The following is a 16,705-nucleotide window of genomic DNA, read 5'->3' on the forward strand; positions in this document are numbered from 1 at the left end:
TCATCATGATCAACGGCTGGCAGTCGTCGGCGAAGCAGTGAAATGAGCCGAGCCAGCCCGCCGAAAAGCACGGAGTGGCTCGGCTGAAGGCGCTTTTGCCTGCGAGCTGATGTTGTCCGCGACATCGCTTCCGGATCAAGTCGGCAGTTCACGCCGCATTCAGCGCCGCAAAGCCGCGATCGAGATCAGCTTTGAGATCGTCGGCAGCCTCGAGCCCGATGTGAAGCCGCAAGGTCGGCCCGCCCGGATTCCATCGCGTCGCGGTCCGATAGCTCGAACAGTCGAACGGGATGATCAGGCTTTCAAAACCGCCCCAGGAAAAGCCCATGCCGAACAGTTTGAGACTGTTGAGCATGGCATCGACAGCCGTCTGAGGCCGCGGTTTCAGCACGATGCTGAAGAGGCCGGACGCGCCGGTGAAATCGCGCCGCCAGATCGCGTGCCCCGGATCGCTCTCCAGCGCCGGGTGCAGCACCCGCGCAACTTCGGGACGGCCCTGCAGCCACCGCGCGATCTCCAACCCCGAACGATAGTGCTGTGCAAGCCGCACCGCGAGCGTGCGCAGACCGCGCAGCGCCAGGAAGACATCGTCGGGACCGGCGCAGATCCCGAGCAGGCGGATGGTTTCCGAAATGACGGGCCAGGCTGTGGCGTTGGCCGAAATGGTTCCGAACATGATATCGGAGTGGCCGCCGATATATTTGGTCGCGGCCTGCAGGCTGATGTCGACGCCCTGTTCGAGGGAGCGGTGATAGAGCGGAGTCGCCCAGGTGTTGTCGTCGATGACGAGCGCCCCATGGGCGTGCGCGACCGCCGCGATGGCCGGAATGTCCGCCATTTCGAAGGACTGCGAGCCTGGCGCCTCCACCAGCACTGCGCGGGTGTTCGCCTTGAACAGCGTTTGGATGTCGATGCCGGCCAGCGGGTCGAAATAGGTAATCTCGACGCCATAGCGGGTCAGGAGGCCATTACAAAAACGGCGGGTCGGCTGGTAGACGCTGTCGCTGACCAGGAGGTGATCGCCGGCCCTGAGAACCGCGAGGAGGGCCGTCGAAATGGCGGCGAGCCCCGATGGCGCGAGCCCGACGCCCGCGCATTGCGGCCCTTCGAGCGCCATCAGCGTTTCCTGCAGCGCCCTGGTGGTCGGCGTACCATGCCGGCCATACTGGTACTCGCTGCGATGGGCGTGGAGGTCCTCCGCCGTCGGGTAGAGCACCGTGGACCCATGGACAACAGGCGGATTGACAAAACCCTTCTGCGCCTTCGTGTCGCGGCCGGCGGTCACCAGGCTGGTTTCGGCGCTTTGCGGGGAGGGCGCGTCGGAATTGTCGGAGGAATCCATGCGTTTGTCGTTTTCAAAGCTTGTCGTTGCCACAACAAGCGGCTGACGGGGGGCGTCCGTTAATAACAAGCCACAGAAGAGGGCCGTCAACCCCTTGACCCGGCCGGCCAGTCGTTCTGTGATGCGGCCGAACTCTTAAGTCGCCGCATGTTGAGGGGCTTGCCGCGACCTCCGATCCACTGCTTGCGGGTTGTGCGATCTTTTCGCAACCTGAAGGGGATCGCCGGCAAGCGCCTCGACATGTGAAACGACACATGAACGTTCCCAGGACGATCCCAGAAAGTCGACCTCAAAAGCAGACCCTCGAAAGGCCATGCCCATGAAACGCGTATCTTTGTTTTTCACTCTCGCCGTTGCCGCCGGCTTCGCGTCGCAAGCCGCGACCGCGGAAACCCTCAAGACGGTCAAGGACCGTGGACAGCTGTCCTGCGGGGTGAGTACGGGCCTGCCTGGCTTTTCCAATCCGGACGACAAGGGCAACTGGACCGGGCTTGACGTCGACATCTGCCGGGCGCTGGCCGCGGCCATCTTCAACGATCCGAGCAAGATCAAGTTCGTGCCGCTGTCGGCGAAGGATCGCTTCACGGCGCTGCAATCGGGCGAGATCGATGTGCTGTCGCGCAATACGACCTGGACATTGTCGCGCGATACCTCGCTGGGCGCTAATTTTACCGGCGTGACCTATTATGACGGGCAGGGCTTTCTGGTGAAGAAGTCGCTGAAGGTCAACTCCGCGCTGGAGCTCAACAGCGCCTCAGTCTGCGTGCAGACCGGCACCACGACCGAACAGAACCTCGCCGACTACTTCAAGGGCAACAACATGAAGTACGAGGTGATCGCCTTCGCCGGCCAGGACGAGACCGTCAAGGCCTATGAATCCGGCCGCTGCGACGTCTTCACCTCCGATGTCTCGCAGCTTTACGCCGAGCGGCTGAAGCTTGCCAACCCGGCCGACCATGTGGTGCTGCCCGAAGTGATCTCGAAAGAGCCGCTGGGGCCGATGGTGCGCCATGGCGACGACCAGTGGTTCGATATCGTCAAATGGGTGCTGTTTGCGATGGTCGATGCTGAGGAAATGGGCGTGACCCAGGCCAACGTCGACGAGATGGCGAAATCGGACAAGCCGGACCTGAAGCGCGCCTTCGGCACCGACGGCAATCTCGGCGAGCAGCTCGGCCTCACCAAGGACTGGTTCTACCGGATCATCAAGGCGGTCGGCAATTACGGCGAGTCCTTCGATCGCAATGTCGGCACTGGCTCCAAGCTCCAGATTGCCCGCGGGTTGAACCAGCTCTGGAACAAGGGCGGTATCCAGTACGCGCCGCCGATCCGCTGATCCGATATAGCGGCTCCAGGTTATGACCACCGGCCCCCGCAAGCCACCGCCGCAGTTCGTCTTTCGGCTGAAGCGCGCGCTCGGCGGGCGCTCCGGCTGGAGCGGTCTTGCCCTGCAGGTGCTGTTCGCCGCGGTCCTGATCTGGATCGCTTACGAGATCGTGGCCAATGCACGGGCCAACCTGGAGACGCAGCGGATCATCTCCGGCTTCGGTTTCCTGCGCAACAATGCGGGCTTTGACGTCAGCCAAAGCCTCGTTCCTTACACCGGCTCGGACAGCTACGCCTGGGTCTTCCTGGTCGGCCTGCTCAACACGATTCTGGTATCGGTCATCGGCATCTTCTTTGCTACCGTGATCGGCTTCATCGTCGCGCTGGGCCGGCTGTCGCCGAACTGGCTGGTGTCGCGGATCGCCGGAGGCTATGTCGAGTTGATCCGCAACCTGCCGCTGCTGTTCCAGCTGCTGTTCTGGTACCTCGCGGTGCTCGGCGCGCTGCCGGGACCGCGGCAGAGCATCGCGGTGTTCGGCAGCTATCTGAGCAATCGCGGCCTGGTCATTCCAAGGCTGATTCCCGAAGCGGGCCTCGCGCCGGTCGTGGTCGCCCTTGTCGCGGCCATCGTGGTCGCGTTCGGATTGCGTTATTTCACGCGACGGCTGCTGTTCGAGAAGGGCCGTGCGATTACGATCTGGCCCTATGTCATTGGCCTCCTGATCGGCCTGCCGCTGATTGCAGCCCTGATGTTCGGCGCACCGTTCAGCCTCGAAGTCCCGGTGCTCAAAGGGTTCAATTTTTCGGGGGGCACGCGGGTCATTCCCGAACTCGTGGCGCTGCTGGTGGCGCTGTCGACCTATACTGCCGCCTTCATTGCCGAAATCGTGCGGGCCGGCATCCTGTCCGTGCACAGGGGACAGATGGAGGCCGGCCTCTCGCTCGGGCTTTCGCGCGGATCGGTGCTGCGCCTGATCGTGGTGCCGCAGGCGCTCAGGGTCATCCTGCCGCCTTTGACCAACCAGTATCTCAACCTGACAAAGAACTCCTCGCTTGCGGTTTCGATCGGCTACCCGGACCTGTTCTCGGTGTTTGCCGGCACGGCGCTCAGCCAGACCGGGCAGGCGATCGAGATTCTCGCCATGACCATGGGGGTCTATCTCCTGCTTTCGCTGGTCACCAGCGCGGTCATGAGTTTTTATGGGTGGCGGCTCGGCCGGAGTCTCGGCGCATGAGCAAGGTCGCCTTCGTCCGCAACGAACTCGTTCCCGAGAAGCCGGCCCCGGTGAAGACGACGGGGGTCGTCGGCTTCCTGCGCACCCGCCTGTTCAATTCGCCGACCAACATTCTGCTTACGATCGTCGGCGCGCTGCTGATCTGGTTCACCTTCGTTCCGGCGCTACGTTTTCTCCTGATCGACGCGGTCTGGCACGGCGCCGACCGCAGCGCCTGCCTGGCCGAGACCGCAGGCCATCCGGTCGGCGCGTGCTGGCCGATGATCCAGGCCAAGTTCACGCAATACATCTACGGCTTCTATCCGGAAAACCAGCGCTGGCGCGTCAACCTGACCTTCGCGCTCGGGGCCGTGCTGCTGATTCCGCTGCTGGTCCCACGGCTGCCAGCAAAGGGTCTCAATGCCGGCCTATTTTTCCTGGCTTTTCCAGTGGTCGCGTTCTTCCTGCTCTATGGCAGCGGCTTGCGCGGCTTCGGCGTGAACTGGACGACGTCCGTGCTCACGTCGCTCGCGGACTCGATCGGCGGCGCCGGTGACGGGCTGATGCGCGCGAGCGCTTCTGTCCCGCTCACCGGCTCGCTGTTGTGGGCGCTGGGCAAGTTGATTGCCCTGATCGGAACTGCGGTCGCGTATGTGGTCTCGCCGCTGGCCTGGCTGAACCGTCAGATTCAGGACTCTAGCCGTCCGGTCTGGGCTGATCTTGCGATCACCGCGCTGATCGTCTCGGTGCTGGTCATCTATCTCGCCGGAGGCCTGCGCACCGGCTTTCGTTCGCTGATGGCGACGCTCTTGACCTTTGCCGGTATCGCGGTGGTGATCGCCGTGATGGGGCTCGACCATGGCGGGCTGCCGATCGTCGACACCAGGCAATGGGGCGGCCTTTTGGTGACGCTCGTGGTGTCCGTGACCGGGATCGTGGCATCGATGCCGATCGGCATTGCGCTGGCGCTGGGGCGGCGCTCGACCATCCCGCTGATCCGCATCTTCTCCATCACTTTCATCGAGTTTTGGCGCGGCGTGCCGCTGATCACGGTGCTGTTCTTCGCGACCTACATGCTGCCGCTGTTCCTGCCCGGCAACGTCACCGTGGACGGCTTGTTGCGGGCGGTGATCGGCACCGCGCTGTTTGCCGGCGCCTATCAGGCCGAGGTGGTCAGGGGCGGTCTGCAGGCCATCCCGCGCGGGCAAGGCGAGGCGGCGAGCGCGCTCGGGCTGTCCTGGTGGAAGATGACGGCGCTGATCGTGCTGCCGCAGGCGCTTCGCCATGTCATTCCCGGCCTCGTCAACAGTTTTATCGCGCTGTTCAAGGACACGACGCTGGTCTCGATCGTCGCACTGTTCGACCTGCTCGGCAGCCTGCGCGCCTCGTTCTCCGACCCGACCTGGTCGGTGCCGAACACCCTCTTCACCGGCTTCGCCTTTACCGGGCTGATCTATTTCGCCTTCTGCTTTGGCATGTCGCGCTATTCGCTGTTCGTCGAGCACCGCCTCAACGCACACCGGCGCAATTGAGTACGGACCATGACCGATACATCGATCGTCAATATCGCAGGCTTGAACAAGTGGTACGGTGACTTTCACGTCCTGCGCGACATCAATCTCGCCGTCGAGAAGGGGGAGCGCATCGTGATCTGCGGGCCCTCGGGCTCGGGCAAATCGACCCTGATCCGCTGCATCAATGCGCTGGAGGAATTCCAGGAAGGCGCGATCGTGGTCGACAATATCGAGCTCGGCCCGAACTTAAGGCGGATCGACGAAGTCCGGCGCGAGGTTGGCATGGTGTTCCAGAGCTTTAACCTGTTCCCGCATCTGACCGTGCTGGAGAACTGCACGCTGGCGCCGATCTGGGTGCGCCACATCCCGCAGAAGGAAGCCGAAGCCACCGCGATGAAATTTCTGGAGCGGGTCAAGATCCCGCATCAGGCGAGCAAATATCCAGGCCAGATGTCGGGCGGCCAGCAGCAGCGCGTTGCGATCGCACGGGCGCTCACGATGAACCCCAAAGTGATGCTGTTCGACGAGCCGACCTCGGCGCTCGATCCGGAAATGGTCAAGGAGGTGCTCGACACGATGGTCGACCTCGCCAAGGAGGGCATGACCATGCTGGTCGTCACCCACGAGATGGGGTTTGCGCGCGAAGTCGCCAACCGCGTCGTGTTCATGGATGCCGGACAGATCATCGAGTCCAACACGCCGGCCGAGTTTTTTGCCAATCCGCAGCACGCGCGGACCAAGCTCTTCCTGAGCCAGATTTTGCGCCACTAGACTAGTGCGAAATCTATAGGGTGGGCAAAAGCGCTTTTTCGCGCCGTGCCGGCCATCTATTGCGCGGCCAAAAAGGCGGTGGGCACGCTTCGCTTTGCCCACCCTAGGCAGCCTCGCTTATTCGAACGGCACGTCGATCTTGCTGCGCCTCTCCAGCCATTCCGGCACCGGAAGATTCTTCGAGCGCATGAAGTCGGGATTGAACAGTTTTGACTGATAGCGGTTGCCGGAGTCGGCCAGGATCGTCACGATGGTCTTGCCGGGTCCAAGCTGTTTGGCAAGACGGATCGCGCCGGCGACATTGATGCCGGTCGAGCCGCCGAGGCACAGGCCCTCATGCTCGAGCAGCTCGTAGATCACCGTTACCGCTTCCTCGTCCGAGATCAGGAAAGCGTGGTCGACCTTGGCGGTCTCGATGACGGGTGTTACCCGGCCAAGCCCGATACCTTCCGTGATTGAATCTCCGGGCGTCGATTTGACCTGGCCATGCTTGAACAATTCATACATCCCAAAGCCGTGCGGATCGGCGCAGGCGGTCGCAATGTTCTTGTTCTTCTCCTTTAGGTACCGGCTGGTGCCGGCAAGCGTGCCGCCGGTGCCGACCGAGCAGATGAAGCCGTCCACCTTGCCGCCGGTCTGCTCCCAAATCTCGGGGCCGGTGGATTCGTAATGCGCCTTCGCATTGTCGAGATTGTTCCACTGGTCGGCGAACAGGACCCCGTTCGGCTCGCTCTTGCGCAGTTGATCGGCGAGCCTGCGCCCGACATGCTGGTAGTTATTCGGATTGGAATAGGGCAGCGCCGGCACCTCGACGAGTTCGGCGCCGCACAGCCGCAGCATGTCTTTCTTTTCCTGGCTCTGCGTTTCCGGAATTAGAATGAGGGTGCGATAGCCGCGTGCGCTGGCGACGACAGCAAGCCCGATGCCGGTATTGCCGGCCGTGGATTCGACCACCAGGCCGCCCGGCCTGAGATCGCCGCGCTTCTCAGCTTCCAAAATCATCCACTTGCCGGCGCGGTCTTTCACCGACTGGCCGGGGTTCATGAACTCGGCCTTGCCGAGGATCGTGCAGCCGGTCGCCTCGGAGGCGTGCCTCAGCTTGATCAGGGGCGTATTGCCGATCGCCTCGACGACGTCTTTGTTGATAATCATGTGATCAGGAACTGCCAGTTTTCTGTGCAAACGGCAATGACGGTAGCGCATTGGCGGGGAAAGCGTAAGTTGCGCCTCATTCAGCGCTGCTTTGCAAACACCACTTGGCGGACATCGATGTTCCCGGAAAGGAATCCTGCCTCGCAATAGCTGAGATAATACTCCCAGAGCCGCTTGAAGCGATCATCGAACCCGAGCGGGGTCAGGTTCGGCCAAGCCGCGCGAAAATTGTTTCGCCAGGTCGCGAGCGTCTTGGCATAATCTTGCCCAAAGATCCGCTCGCGGATGACAGGAACCCCGAAGCGCTCGCCGAGCGCTTTCAGGACCTGCGGCGAGGGCAGCATGCCGCCGGGAAACACGTAGCGCTGGATGAAATCGACCTCGCGCCGGTAGGACTGGAACATGCTGTCCTGGATGGTGATGGCCTGGATGCCGGCCAGGCCTCCGGGCAGCAGCCGGTCCCGCAGCTGCGAAAAATATTTCGGCCAAAATTGTTCGCCGACCGCCTCGATCATCTCGATCGAGGCGATGCGGTCGTATTGCTCGTGCTCGTCGCGATAATCCTGCAGGCGGATCTCGACCTTGTCGTTGAGGCCGGCCTCCTGGATGCGCCGCTGCGCGAAGTCGCGCTGCTGCTCGCTGATGGTCAGCCCAACCACCTTGGCCCCGAAGGTTTTCGCGGCGAACTCGGCAAAACCGCCCCAGCCACAGCCGATCTCCAGCACGCGCTGTCCCGGCCGCAGGTCGATCGCCTCCGCAAGCCTGCGATATTTGTTGTTCTGCGCGGCGGTGAGGTCTTCCGTGTGCTCCTCGAACAGGGCCGAGGAATAGGTCATGCTGGGATCGAGCCAGGCGGAATAGAAGGCGTTGCCGATGTCGTAATGCGCATAAATGTTGCGCCGAGCCTGCCGCCTTGTGTTGCGGTTGAACCAGTGTCGGACCATCTGGACGACCCGCACCAGCGGCTTGTCGCGGAGCATGGCCTGGATCAGCTCGTGATTGACGCAGAACAGCAGCAGGAACTCCGTCAAATCGGGCGTATCCCAGTCGCCGTTGAGATAGGCCTCGGCGATCCCGATGTCGCCGCCATTGATCAGCCGCGAGGCAAAGCCGTAATTGGCGAGCTTCATGGCTGCGGCCGGGCCGGGCTCCTGCCCGCCGAGCCGGACCACGCGGCCGTCTGGCAGCGTGACGTCGAGCGTTCCACGCCGGAGGCGCGCGCCAAATCCGAGCGCCAGCCGGACCAGACGGGGCAGGTCGGCGAGCGCGCTCTCGATGTTGTCGGGGGTGACCGAAATGATGTTCGGCATGGGAAATCCACCAACGCTTGACAGGCTCTTGGTCCAAGCGCCGCGTGGTGGTGGAGATGAACAGCCCCCCCTTGGACCAGAGCGCAAACTTCACGTGTCCGTCGGCGCCAGCTCAAAGTATAAGCGCGGTAATTGCCAATCGCCAAGCAGCTATCGCGTCATCGCAGCGCGGTAGCCGCTATTTGTCAGGGAGACCGGCGGCCTTCGCGGCAACTGCGGCAGGCATCTGCGGACGCCTGACCAGGCGTACCCCCTTGACCCACAGCCGCAACGCTTCCCAGTGGATCGCGGCCATGACCTTGAAGGTCACCAGAGGTAGGGCGAAGAACGCGCTGAGCAGGCCGGCCGAAGTCAACGCGCGGCGACGGCCGGAGAAGGTGGCGGCAAGCAGCGGGCCCTCGCGATCGGTTTCCAGGATGCGCAGCTTGACCGTATCCTGCGGCGGAGAAATGCGAAAATGGTAGCGCATGGTCATTGCAATGAATGGCGAGACGTAGAAATGCTTGTCCTGCGCCTGGCGGATTCCGGCAGACGAAATATCGGTCGGGCGAAGCGGCAGCGCATAGGCGTGGATCGCACCAAAAGTGTTGCGGACCTCGTAGATGATCAACGCAAGTGTTCCGTCCGCGCGATCGCAGAAATAGACCGACAGCGGGTTGAACGCGTAGCCGAGAAGCCGCGGATAGCAGAGCAGCCGCACGCGGCCTCCCGTCAGGTCGACGCCGTGCGCGGCGGCGCAACGGGCGGCGTAGGCGCGCAGCGATGAGCCGTCGCGTTCGCCGTGATCCTTTTCGTGAAAACTATAGAGGGCGGGCCGGTTGACGCCGAACAGGGCCGACTGCCGGTCCGCTTCGGCGAGCCGGTCGAGATCGATCAGGAGGCTCATGACGCGGTAGCTGAAGCGATGGCCCACAGGCTTGAGCCGCGCATGCATCACCGAGCCGACATAGAGGGTTGCGGCGTCATCCATTGTCCGGGCTGCGCGGTGGTCCATCGCTATTCCGCGGCCTCAGCCAATTCCGGCGGCACCTGCCGCCACGGCGCGACCGCGCCGAGCGCTTCGGCGACCGCAAGGGCGGACTTGAGGCCGTCCTCGTGAAAGCCGTATCCGGTCCAGGCGCCGCAGAACCAGGTGTGGCGATGGCCCTGGATCTCGGAGAGCCGTTTCTGCGCTGCGAACGCCGCTGCATTGAACTGGGGATGATCGCAGATGAATTTTCCGAAGGTCAGATCGGGTTCGGGCTCGAAGGGCGGGTTGAGGGTGACGAACAGCGGCTTATCGGCATCGATACCTTGCAGGCGGTTCATCCAGTAGGTGATGGCGACATCATTGGTGGCTGTGAGCGTGTCCTGGCGCTCCCGGCGCAGAAAATTCCAGGAGGCCCAGGCGCGCCGCCGCTTCGGCATCAGTCGCTCGTCGCGATGAAGGTAGACGCTGTTCGGCGCGTAGGGGATCGCGCCGAGAATGTCCCTTTCGCGCTCATCGGCGTCGCCGAGCATCGCGAGGGCCTGATCGCTGTGAGCCGCCAGCACCACATGATCGTAGACGGAGCTGCGGCCATGGCTGTCATGCACGATCACGCCGTGGCAGGTGCGTTCGATCGATGTCACCGCACAGCCCAGACGAAGCCGGTCACGAAACGCCGCCGTGAGTTTCTCGACATAGGCCTGGCTTCCGCCCTTGACCGTCCGCCACACCGGACGGTCGTATTGCAGCAGGCGATGATTGGCGAAGAAGGCGACAAAATTCTCGGCCGGAAAGTCCAGCATCTCCTTGGCCGGTGTGGACCAGATCGCGGCCCCCATCGGCGCGAGATAATCGGTCAAGAGGCGCGGCGAGAAATGATTGCGCCGAAAATAGTCGCCGAGCGATAACCCGGCGAGCCGGCCCGCCCGATAGTCGGCAACACTCTGCGTGTTGAAGGTCAGGATGTCGCGCAGCATCCAGAGATAGGACGGGGACAGGATATTGATGGGCTGTGCAAAGAGCCCCTTGGCCGTATCGAGCCAGGTGTTGCCGCCGCCTTTCCATTCGAACTGTCCGTCGTCGGCGGTGACAGCGAAGGTCATGCAGCTTTCCACGGTCTCGACGCCGAGATGCGCAAACAGCGCCGTGAGGTCGGGGTAGTTGACCTCGTTGTACACGATGAAGCCGACATCGACGGAAAGCGGCGTGCCCTCATAATCGATTACGACCGTGTGGCTATGCCCGCCGGCGCGCAGCTCGCGATCATAGACCGTGACGCGATAGCGATTGGAGAGAGTCCAGGCCGCCGCATTGCCAGCAATGCCCGTTCCAATCACCGCTATCCGCATTCGCGTCCCCCTGCCTGCGCAATCGTTTCGAGATACGGCAGCTGGGTGAAGCGGTTTCAAGGCATGCAGGGGCGATTCGACGCACAGGATGGTTCGCGCTCCGGTGGCACGGGGCGGCCTGCATGAAATCTTGGTAAGATTGCGAGCACCCCAGGGCGGCTCATGTACGGTAAGGCCGATAAAATGCGCCCTTTGCAGCCATTGATGTTTTGCCGCCACGGTCGGCGAAACATCGATAGCCTCTGGGAAGAGGGCTGTCCGGGCTCGGGTCGGGCCGCTACAATAGGTAACGGAGCACGGCGCCACGCAGAAGCAAGGGCGCCCGCGCTCGGCGGCGATTCGATGGCAAATGTCCACTCTGATTCGTGTCAGCTTTGGGATGGGCAGGAGGCCGGGTATTCTTCCGGCGGAGGATCAAGAATTGGGACGGCCACTGCCGGATGTTGCGACCGGACACCATCGCTCTCGCGCGGCGCGTGTTCAACGCGCGTCGCGCTTGGGCGCGCTGCTATGCATGGTTGTGGCCAGTTCGGGCTGCGTCCTGACCCAGGACATTCCGGACCCCGCCCTCGACATCCCCAGGGCTTACAAATCCGCAGGCGTCATCGATCCGAACACGCTGCCCGCGATCGACTGGTGGCGCGGTTTTGGCTCGCCCGAGATGACCGCCCTGATGGAGGAGGCCCAGAGGGTTAATCTCGATGTCGCCGCGGCCGTCGCGCGCTTCATGCAGGCGGATGCGCAGGCCCGCCAGGCGGGAGCCGCGCTGCTCCCGAGCCTCAGCGGCAACGGTCAGGAAGCCTACTCCCGCACCTCGGGTTCGAGCGCCAGCGGACTTAGCATCGGCGGGCGCGAGGTGGTGAACTATTCGGCCTCGCTGAGCGCGAGCTACCAGCTCGATTTCTGGGGACAAAATCGCGACGCGCTGCAGGCTGCGGAGGAGACCGCGACGGCGAGCCGATTCGATCGCGACGTCACCGCGCTCACGGCGCTGACCAGCGTCGCCAACGCCTATTTCCAGGTGCTCGCCTCGCAGGACCGGCTGCGCACCGCCGAGCGCAATATCGCCAGCGCCTCGCGCATCCTCGATGCCATCCGCGAACGACAAAAGGCCGGCACCGGGACCGACCTCGACGTCGCGCAGCAGGAAAGCGTTCTGGCCAACCAGAAGGCGCTGGTGCCGCCGCTGCGCCAGACGCTCGACCAGAACGTCAATGCGCTGGCCGTCCTGGTGTCGCGGCCGCCGGAGAGCCTGCGTATTCGCGGCGGCTCGCTCGGCAGGGTGGCGACGCCGCGGGTGACGCCCGGACTGCCTTCCGAACTTTTGACCCAGCGCCCCGATATCCGGCGTCAGGAGGCGCAGCTTGCGTCTGCCACCGCCAATATCGGCAACGCCCGGGCGCAGTTCTTTCCGAGCATCCAGCTGACCGGGCAGGGCGGCTATCAGAGCTCGGCACTGGTGTCGCTGTTCCAGCCGCATGCCGCGTTCTTTCAGCTAGTCGGCAGCGCAACCCAGCCGATTTTCGATGGCGGCAGGATTCTCGGCAATTTCGAGCTCACCAAGGCCCGGCAGGACGAACTGCTGCAAACCTACCGCAAGACCGTGGTGCAGGCGTTTTCCGACGTCGACAACGCGCTGTATTCGATCAAGCAGACCACGATCAAGCTGAAGCTGCAGCGCGAGGTGGTGGCATCATCGCGCCGGGCCTTTCAATTGTCCGAGCAGCAACTGCGGGCCGGAACGGCCGACATTGTGACTGTGCTAAACACCCAGTTGACACTATTTCAGGCCGAAGACGCGCTATGGCAGGCGGAGCTTGCCCGGCTGCTGGCTTATGTGAGCCTTTACCAGGCGCTAGGGGGAGGCTGGGAGCCGAGTATGGAGAAGCCGGCCGATGCTCTTTAATCCGGATCTGAAGGACGGCGCGAAAGCGGGTGGTGACAAGCTCGCCGTGAAGAAGCGGCGTGGCTTTGGCCGTCGCCTGGTCGCGCTCACCGTCTGGCTGCTGATCCTCGGCGGCCTCGGCTATATCGCCTGGATCGCCGTGCAGCAGAAGCAGAACGCCGCCAAGAACAACGCACGCCCTGATCTTCCCGTTCCGGTTCTGGCCGCGAGCCCGCGCATCCAGGACGTACCGGTCTATCTCGATGGCGTGGGCATGGTGCGTGCACTCAACACCGTCACCGTGCGATCGCAGGTCGACGGCAAGCTGATCGCGGTCAATTTCATCGAGGGACAGGATGTCAAGCAAGGCGACGTGCTGGCCGAAATCGATCCGGCAATCTACCAGGCGCAATATGATCAGGCGCTCGCCAAGAAAGCGCAGGACGAGGCGCTGCTCGCCAACCAGCGTCTCGACCTCGCGCGCTACGAACAACTTGCCGCCAGCAACGCCGGCTCGAAGCAACAGGCCGACACGGCACGCGCTACGGTTGCGCAGACCCAGGCGCAAGTGAAGGCCGATCAGGCCGCCATAGACAACGCGCAGGCGACGCTGAGCTACACCAGGATCGTGGCGCCGCTGTCGGGCCGCGCGGGCCTGCGCCAGGTCGACCAGGGCAACATCATCCATGCCGCCGACACGACCGGTCTGGTCGTGATCACGCAGCTGCAGCCGATCGCGGTGCAGTTCAGCCTGCCGCAGCAGCAGATCGTCCGCGTCAACCAGGCTTCCGCAAAGGGGATGCTCGCCGTCGACGTCTTTGGCAATGACGGCGTGACGGTGATCGACACCGGAAAATTGACCGGCATCGACAATCAGGTCGATCCCACTACGGGCACGCTCAAGCTCAAGGCTGAATTTCCCAATGGGAATTTCCAGCTCTGGCCGGGCCAGTTCGTCAATGTCCGGCTCAAGGTCGAAACCATCGCCGGTGCGATCGTGGTGCCGACATCGGCCGTGCAGCGCGGCCCGGTCGGGACGTTCGGCTATGTGATCGGCGAGGGCGATATCGTCTCCGCAAAGCCCGTCACGCTGACCCAGCAGAACGAGACCGAGGCGGTGATCGGCAGCGGATTGTCGGTCGGCGACCGCGTGGTGACGACCGGATTCGCCAACCTGTCCGATGGCGGGAAGGTCGTGATCGGGCGCGATGACCAGACGCCCTCGGCCGACCTCGCCCCGCGCAAGCGCAGCCGCGGACCGCAAGGCAAGGATGGACAGGGGAAGGACGGACAGGCGAAGGACGGACAGGCCAAGGAGCCAAGCAAGGACGGCTTGAGCAAGGACGGTCAGGCTAAGGACGAGCAAGGCAAGGACGCGCAAGGCAAGGGCGAGCGGCGCAAACGTCGGGAACAGACGCAGGGCGAAGGCGACGCCAAGGGGGCTGGCGGAGCGGCACAGGGGAGCGAGCCATCGGGCGGCGGGGCGAAGGCGCAGCCATGACCCGAAAATTTCGATGAGCGTCTCCGAACCCTTCATCCGACGGCCGATCGCGACCTCGCTGCTCGGCATTGCGCTGCTGATCGGCGGTGTCCTGGGCTACTTTTCGCTTCCGGTCTCGGCGCTGCCGCAGGTCGATTTCCCGACGGTGCAGGTGACGACGCAGCTGCCGGGCGCGAGCCCGGACGTGATCGCCTCGCTGATAACAGCACCGCTCGAGCGCCAGCTCGGGCAGATCCCGTCGCTGTCGTCGATGAATTCGACGAGTTCGTTCGGGGTCAGCCAGATCTCGTTGCAGTTCGATCTGAGCCGCGACATCGACGGCGCCACGCAGGACGTGCAGGCCGCGATCAATGCCGCGGCCGGCGTGCTGCCACGAACGCTGCCATATCCGCCGACCTACGCCAAGGTGAATCCAGCCGATGCGCCGGTGCTGACGCTTGCGATGACATCGGAAACGATTTCGATGCGCGCGATGAGCGACATCGCCGACACCTTTCTGGCGCAGCGGCTGAGCCAGATCTCCGGGGTGGGGCGGGTTTCGGTGCTCGGCGGACTGAAGCCCGCGGTGCGGGTGCAGGCTGACCTCGCGCGGCTCGCAGCCTATGGCATCGGCATGGAGGACCTGCGCAACGCGATCGCCGGCGCCAATGTCTCCGGTCCCAAGGGATCGCTCGATGGCGCGCAGCAATCCTATACCATCGCCGCCAACGACCAGATCGCCGACGCCTCGGCCTATAAGCCGATCATCATCGCCTACCGCAACGGCAATCCCGTCACGATCGGCGATGTCGCTACCATCGTCGACGGGCTCGAGAACGACCGTACCGGCGGCTGGTACCAGGGCATACCGGCCGTCATCATCGAGATCCAGCGGCAGCCGGGCGCCAATGTCATCGAGGTGGTGCGCCAGATCCTGACCGAAATTCCACGGCTGCAGCGGGCGATTCCAGCCGGTGTGAAGCTCGCGGTCGTTTCCGACCGCACGGTGACGATCCGCGCCTCGGTGCACGACGTGCAGTTCACGCTGATTCTCAGCGTCGTCCTGGTGACCCTGGTGGTGCTGCTCTTCCTGCGCTCCCTGCGCGCGACGCTGATCGCGGGCGTGGCCTTGCCGCTGTCGCTGATCACGAGTTTTGGCGTGATGTATTTCGCCGGCTTCAGCCTCGACAACCTGTCGCTGATGGCGCTCACGATCGGCACCGGTTTTGTCGTCGACGACGCCATCGTGATGATCGAGAACATTGTCCGGCACATGGAAGACGGCGAATCCGCGATGAGCGCCTCCCTGCGCGGCGCGAGCGAGATCGGCTTCACCGTGATTTCGCTGACGCTGTCGCTGATCGCGGTGTTCATTCCGCTGCTGTTCATGTCGGGCCTCGTCGGCCGCATGTTCCGCGAGTTCGCGCTGACCCTGACGATTGCGGTGGTGACATCGGCGGTGGTTTCGCTCACGCTGACGCCGATGATGTGCTCGCGGATCCTGAGTGCCGTCAGCGCCGAGCGGACGGTGCCCGGGCTCGCCGCCGTCAGCCGTCTGATTGATCGCACGGTCGATGCCTACCACACCAGCCTGCTCTGGGTGCTGGCGCGCCAGCGCGCCACCATGATCGTGATTTTTGTGACGCTCGCGGCCACGCTTGCGCTTTACATCATCGCGCCAAAAGGTTTTCTGCCGTTGCAGGACACCGCCTCGATCACCGCGGTGACGGAGGCGGGCGCCGACGTCTCCTTTGCCGAGATGCAGAGCCGCCAAGCCGAAGCCGCGGCCGCCATCAAGGCCGATCCTGACGTGGTCAGCGTCGTCTCGGTGATCGGCGCCGGCTCGGTCAACCCGACCACCAATGTCGGCCGCCTCGTCATGACCCTGAAGCCGCGGGGAGATCGGGCCGACGATGTGGCCATCGTGATCGCGAGGCTGAAAGAGCGAGTGGCCGCGATCCCCGGCATGACCATCTATTTCCAGCCGGTGCAGGACGTGCAGATCGGCACGCAATCGAGCCGCTCGCAATATCAGTACACCCTGACCGGGACCGATCAGGCACGGGTCACGGAATGGGCAAAAAAGCTCGTCGCCGAGCTGCGCCGCGATGCCACGTTCCGCGACGTCTCGTCCGAAGCCCTGGAGGGCGGCTTGCGGGCCCAGCTCGACATCGACCGGCAGCGCGCGGGGCAGCTCGGCGTCAGCCTGCAGGGTGTCACCGACACGCTGAACGATTCCTTTGCGCAGCGGCAGATTTCGACCATCTACGGCCAGGCCAACCAGTACCGCGTGGTGCTGGAGGCGCTGCCGATGTATCAGCGCGATCCGTCGATCCTTTCGAAGCTGTATCTGCCCGGCGCCGCCGGCGCGCAGGTGCCGCTCTCGGCGGTCGCG

Annotated in this window: 12 protein-coding genes; 7 read left to right on the plus strand and 5 right to left on the minus strand. The window is 63.7% G+C overall.

The annotated features are described in order from the left end of the window. Nucleotides 1-148: 148 nt before the first annotated feature. A complete protein-coding gene (gene metC, locus JOZ76_RS23055; RefSeq protein WP_291702242.1) occupies nucleotides 149-1,342 on the minus strand; it encodes a cystathionine beta-lyase in 1,194 nt (397 codons plus the stop codon). A gap of 319 nt (nucleotides 1,343-1,661) precedes the next feature. Between metC and JOZ76_RS23060 the strand changes: the two genes are divergently transcribed. From JOZ76_RS23060 to JOZ76_RS23075, 4 genes are read left to right on the plus strand one after another with little or no spacing between them, the layout of a single operon-like run. Next, complete coding sequence (locus JOZ76_RS23060; protein WP_291702220.1) at nucleotides 1,662-2,678, plus strand: amino acid ABC transporter substrate-binding protein; 1,017 nt, start codon at nucleotides 1,662-1,664, stop codon at nucleotides 2,676-2,678. Between the two features lie 22 nt (nucleotides 2,679-2,700). After that, nucleotides 2,701-3,903, plus strand: a complete 1,203-nt coding sequence (locus tag JOZ76_RS23065; RefSeq protein ID WP_291702222.1) for an amino acid ABC transporter permease — start codon at nucleotides 2,701-2,703, stop codon at nucleotides 3,901-3,903. Beyond that, the gene (locus JOZ76_RS23070) at nucleotides 3,900-5,414 is read left to right on the plus strand and encodes an amino acid ABC transporter permease (RefSeq protein ID WP_291702224.1); all 1,515 of its coding nucleotides are present in this window, start codon (nucleotides 3,900-3,902) and stop codon (nucleotides 5,412-5,414) included. Before JOZ76_RS23065 ends, JOZ76_RS23070 begins: the two co-directional genes overlap by 4 nt. Before the next feature lie 9 nt (nucleotides 5,415-5,423). Beyond that, nucleotides 5,424-6,167, plus strand: a complete 744-nt coding sequence (locus tag JOZ76_RS23075) for an amino acid ABC transporter ATP-binding protein (RefSeq protein WP_291702226.1) — start codon at nucleotides 5,424-5,426, stop codon at nucleotides 6,165-6,167. Between the two features lie 117 nt (nucleotides 6,168-6,284). Here the strand turns inward: JOZ76_RS23075 and JOZ76_RS23080 are convergent, their stop codons facing one another. The 4 genes from JOZ76_RS23080 to JOZ76_RS23095 form a co-directional block, all read right to left on the minus strand. Beyond that, nucleotides 6,285-7,319: a cysteine synthase A gene (locus JOZ76_RS23080; protein WP_291702228.1), complete on the minus strand. Its 1,035-nt coding sequence runs from the start codon at nucleotides 7,317-7,319 to the stop codon at nucleotides 6,285-6,287. 80 nt (nucleotides 7,320-7,399) lie between these two features. Continuing rightward, nucleotides 7,400-8,629, minus strand: a complete 1,230-nt coding sequence (locus tag JOZ76_RS23085) for an SAM-dependent methyltransferase (RefSeq protein ID WP_291702230.1) — start codon at nucleotides 8,627-8,629, stop codon at nucleotides 7,400-7,402. A 178-nt stretch (nucleotides 8,630-8,807) separates the two neighbouring features. Then, entirely contained in the window at nucleotides 8,808-9,599 is a 792-nt protein-coding gene (locus tag JOZ76_RS23090; protein WP_291702232.1) for a DUF1365 domain-containing protein, read from the minus strand. Nucleotides 9,600-9,625: 26 nt separating this feature from the next. Continuing rightward, on the minus strand, nucleotides 9,626-10,945 hold the full coding sequence (locus tag JOZ76_RS23095) for an NAD(P)/FAD-dependent oxidoreductase (protein WP_291702234.1): 1,320 nt from the start codon (nucleotides 10,943-10,945) through the stop codon (nucleotides 9,626-9,628). A 514-nt stretch (nucleotides 10,946-11,459) separates the two neighbouring features. Here JOZ76_RS23095 and JOZ76_RS23100 point away from each other — a divergent pair. From JOZ76_RS23100 to JOZ76_RS23110, 3 genes are all read left to right on the plus strand, one after another. After that, entirely contained in the window at nucleotides 11,460-12,851 is a 1,392-nt protein-coding gene (locus JOZ76_RS23100; RefSeq protein ID WP_291702236.1) for an efflux transporter outer membrane subunit, read from the plus strand. Continuing rightward, the gene (locus JOZ76_RS23105; protein ID WP_291702238.1) at nucleotides 12,841-14,331 is read left to right on the plus strand and encodes an efflux RND transporter periplasmic adaptor subunit; all 1,491 of its coding nucleotides are present in this window, start codon (nucleotides 12,841-12,843) and stop codon (nucleotides 14,329-14,331) included. Before JOZ76_RS23100 ends, JOZ76_RS23105 begins: the two co-directional genes overlap by 11 nt. 13 nt (nucleotides 14,332-14,344) lie before the next feature. Next, nucleotides 14,345-16,705, plus strand: a 2,361-nt coding sequence (locus JOZ76_RS23110; protein WP_291702240.1) for an efflux RND transporter permease subunit, incomplete at its 3' end; no start/stop codon positions are given.

It is taken from the genome of Bradyrhizobium sp. (assembly GCF_019244115.1).
In the GTDB taxonomy this organism is placed as follows: domain Bacteria; phylum Pseudomonadota; class Alphaproteobacteria; order Rhizobiales; family Xanthobacteraceae; genus Bradyrhizobium.

Coding starts and splice junctions, on each gene's coding strand:
- metC (WP_291702242.1), bottom strand. CDS start 1,342: ATGGATTCCTCCGACAATTCCGACGCGCCCTCCCCGCAAAGCGCCGAA.
- JOZ76_RS23075 (WP_291702226.1), top strand. CDS start 5,424: ATGACCGATACATCGATCGTCAATATCGCAGGCTTGAACAAGTGGTAC.
- JOZ76_RS23100 (WP_291702236.1), top strand. CDS start 11,460: ATGGTTGTGGCCAGTTCGGGCTGCGTCCTGACCCAGGACATTCCGGAC.
- JOZ76_RS23065 (WP_291702222.1), top strand. CDS start 2,701: ATGACCACCGGCCCCCGCAAGCCACCGCCGCAGTTCGTCTTTCGGCTG.
- JOZ76_RS23085 (WP_291702230.1), bottom strand. CDS start 8,629: ATGCCGAACATCATTTCGGTCACCCCCGACAACATCGAGAGCGCGCTC.
- JOZ76_RS23095 (WP_291702234.1), bottom strand. CDS start 10,945: ATGCGGATAGCGGTGATTGGAACGGGCATTGCTGGCAATGCGGCGGCC.
- JOZ76_RS23070 (WP_291702224.1), top strand. CDS start 3,900: ATGAGCAAGGTCGCCTTCGTCCGCAACGAACTCGTTCCCGAGAAGCCG.
- JOZ76_RS23060 (WP_291702220.1), top strand. CDS start 1,662: ATGAAACGCGTATCTTTGTTTTTCACTCTCGCCGTTGCCGCCGGCTTC.
- JOZ76_RS23090 (WP_291702232.1), bottom strand. CDS start 9,599: ATGGATGACGCCGCAACCCTCTATGTCGGCTCGGTGATGCATGCGCGG.
- JOZ76_RS23080 (WP_291702228.1), bottom strand. CDS start 7,319: ATGATTATCAACAAAGACGTCGTCGAGGCGATCGGCAATACGCCCCTG.
- JOZ76_RS23105 (WP_291702238.1), top strand. CDS start 12,841: ATGCTCTTTAATCCGGATCTGAAGGACGGCGCGAAAGCGGGTGGTGAC.